This is a genomic window from Vibrio sp. 10N.222.48.A3, from assembly GCF_041475345.1.
Classification (GTDB): Bacteria; Pseudomonadota; Gammaproteobacteria; order Enterobacterales; family Vibrionaceae; genus Vibrio; species Vibrio tasmaniensis_A.
Genome location: NZ_JBFRVX010000507.1, coordinates 1 through 2,525, shown reverse-complemented (window position 1 = coordinate 2,525; position 2,525 = coordinate 1). Strand labels below are relative to the sequence as shown.

The window sequence follows — 2,525 nt, the reverse complement described above, 5'->3', positions numbered from 1 at the left end:
CTCAATTACTACTTCTTTTAATAATGCGAAGGTTTACAAAAACCGTAATCACTTTCAAAAACTACTGGATTTTTTTGAGCAGTCTGGAATCGCCTATGAACTAATTCCAGTCGAAGATAAGGAGTAATCGTGTATGGTCACTAAAATCAGTTTACTTGCGGTTGCTTGCGGTTTGGCTGTGTACTTTGCGAGTAACCATTTTGATTTGAGTGTTAATCAGTCGTCAGTTGAACAACTTTCAATTGACCAAGAAACGGCACTCTTAGTTACTAAACCTGAGACTCAAAGTAAGCCAGTACAACTGACGGTTAAGCGCACAGTTGGCAATGGTAGTTTAGAAGCTCCGCAAGCAGTCGAACCAGAACCCATAGCCGATGCTGATTTAGTAATGTCGGAATCCCTAACGAGCTTGCATCTAACGGAATTTAGCGACTACTTGGGTGATGAGCAAGCAAGCGAGCACACAATATTGGCTTTTTACACGGATAGTCGATGGTATGAGTTTTATGAGCGCGTAGGTTATTCGTCAGAAGACATTCACCAGTTGATTGCTTTCCGAAGCCAATATTTGGCAGATAGTAGCCAACTTGGAAAAGAATATTACTATCACAGATGGTCAGATGCGCCTCATAGGGCATTGTCCGATACAGTGGCAGATGAGCTAATGTCCTACTTAGGTAACGGACAAGAACAAGCATTAACACTGAGTAGCACTTTATCCAGTGTGGCTAGTAAATATGGCATTACCACATCGTTAGTTGAAAGAATTGCTAAGACATACCTTCTAGGTTCAATCGGCAGAATGGAAACTACATCAGAACTATTTAACTCATCTTTCGATCCGCAAGTTGACGTAATTAAGCTTGATTCGAACTTTGTCGGCTTTTTGGTAGGGAAAGCGGGTTATACCCAAGAAATAGTTGTCATTGATAAAGGACGTTTAATGGATACATATTCGTCAAACAACAACTAAACAAATTTAAAGGGAAATTATGCCTGATATTTTGATTAACTTGGATGAACAATTGTTTGTTCCAAGCGTGGATGTTTCACTTCTAAGTATGGTGAAACTTGGCAAGTTTACGTGGCCAACAGGTGCAACTTGCGTTACTCAAGAGTGCGATGGTGCATTGCTTTGGTGGAGCGCATCTGTTGATGATGTTACGGCAGCCCGACAAGCGGCAAAACCGGATACTGGTTTGATGCCACTTATTGGCTTAGGCGATCAAGTGTCAATTGATTACTACTTGTCGAATGGTCAAGAAGTGGTAGCGAATGACTGGCAAAAAGCTGTAGTAACGATAGACCAATTCACTAATTCTAAAATTGGAACAAGGGAACAATTATGAAAATCAGTGAACTAGCTTTGCCTGTTCAAGAAAAAGAAACATTTTCTCAGGAGTTTAAAGAGTTCTTATCAGTCCTCAAAGGTTTGGTTGACAAAAAAGGTCTTGATTACCTTGGAGCAGCAGATGACCCGAATTTTGACTTTCAACGAATTAATATGAGTTTCGGGCTTGATGAAGAATCTAAAGTTGATGAGTTAATTCGAGACATACGCGATAACTTAGCAAATAACTACACTGGCGCATACTTTGTAAAAGTTAAAGGTAAGTTTCCTTTAGCTGCTAGGAAGTCACACATTCTGTCTGCTGATTGTTGGTCTGTTGAGTTCTACTTTGCCAAGTCTTGGCAGTTGCAAGAAGACATCCAACCATAGGGGGAATTGGTCGCTATGGGCAAACAAGTAAACAAAGACGTCGCTAAGTTTAACGCCCTTACTATTGCCTCAATGGTGCTTGAAAAAGTCGATATTGATGAGGAGCTAGGCGACTTTCTGGAGAGGGAGGATTTAGCTGAATTTTTGCCACTTATTCAAGACGAAATGAAGCGCTTAACTAAATCTATCGTTAACAGGGCTGAGAATCTAAACGCTAAATATAAAGGCAAGATACCAGACTTTGCTAACACTTCGCTTGAAACAGAAGCAATTCAAGATATTTGCGAAAAAATGTATTAAGGGGATTTTGAAAAATTTAGTCGCATTATTTACATTTATGGAGAAAGTAATACTTAATTTAAAGTACCAATTACAGAAAGCTTTCCTTTGTTCATTCGGTAAGCATATAGATTGCAACGGGGCGAATTTCTGTGGAGCATGTGGCTATAAAGTCAACCCCAACGCTTATCATGGGTTTGTAGCTACGCTTTATGATGGTACTAAGATACAAGTTAATGCAATAAACGAAATGCACGCTAGAAGCCTTGTTATTTACGAGAGCTGCGATGCAATTGATCGTGATACCGGAGAACCGCTATCTCGCACAAAAATCCATCCAGAAAACATTAAATCTATCGCTCTAAAAAGTTAGTTGTAACCCATACCCAAGCTATTACAGATCAATTTACTGACTGTAACGCAATGATTGGAAGTGCTGATAATGATGAGGGGTGGGAACGAAACTTAAAAGCGAATAATTTACCAATAATCGAATAACGAGGGAAAATCGATGGATCTACATCAA

The 2,525-nt window shown here is 39.6% G+C and carries 5 protein-coding genes; all 5 read left to right on the top strand.

Going from position 1 to position 2,525, the window contains the following annotated elements; genetic code table 11:
* Positions 1-133: 133 nt before the first annotated feature.
* From AB4653_RS14885 to AB4653_RS14865, 5 genes are read left to right on the top strand one after another with little or no spacing between them, the layout of a single operon-like run.
* A complete protein-coding gene (locus AB4653_RS14885; protein WP_102257475.1) occupies positions 134-973 on the top strand; it encodes a hypothetical protein in 840 nt (279 codons plus the stop codon).
* 19 nt (positions 974-992) lie between these two features.
* Entirely contained in the window at positions 993-1,349 is a 357-nt protein-coding gene (locus AB4653_RS14880; RefSeq protein ID WP_102257476.1) for a hypothetical protein, read from the top strand.
* Positions 1,346-1,720 (top strand): hypothetical protein, encoded by a 375-nt coding sequence (locus tag AB4653_RS14875; protein ID WP_102257477.1) that lies wholly within the window; start codon positions 1,346-1,348, stop codon positions 1,718-1,720. Before AB4653_RS14880 ends, AB4653_RS14875 begins: the two co-directional genes overlap by 4 nt.
* 15 nt (positions 1,721-1,735) lie before the next feature.
* A complete protein-coding gene (locus AB4653_RS14870; protein ID WP_102257478.1) occupies positions 1,736-2,020 on the top strand; it encodes a hypothetical protein in 285 nt (94 codons plus the stop codon).
* Positions 2,021-2,027: 7 nt separating this feature from the next.
* Positions 2,028-2,372 carry a hypothetical protein gene (locus tag AB4653_RS14865; RefSeq protein ID WP_133151961.1) on the top strand — a complete coding sequence of 115 codons (345 nt, stop codon included), beginning with the start codon at positions 2,028-2,030 and terminating at the stop codon, positions 2,370-2,372.
* Positions 2,373-2,525: the final 153 nt, after the last annotated feature.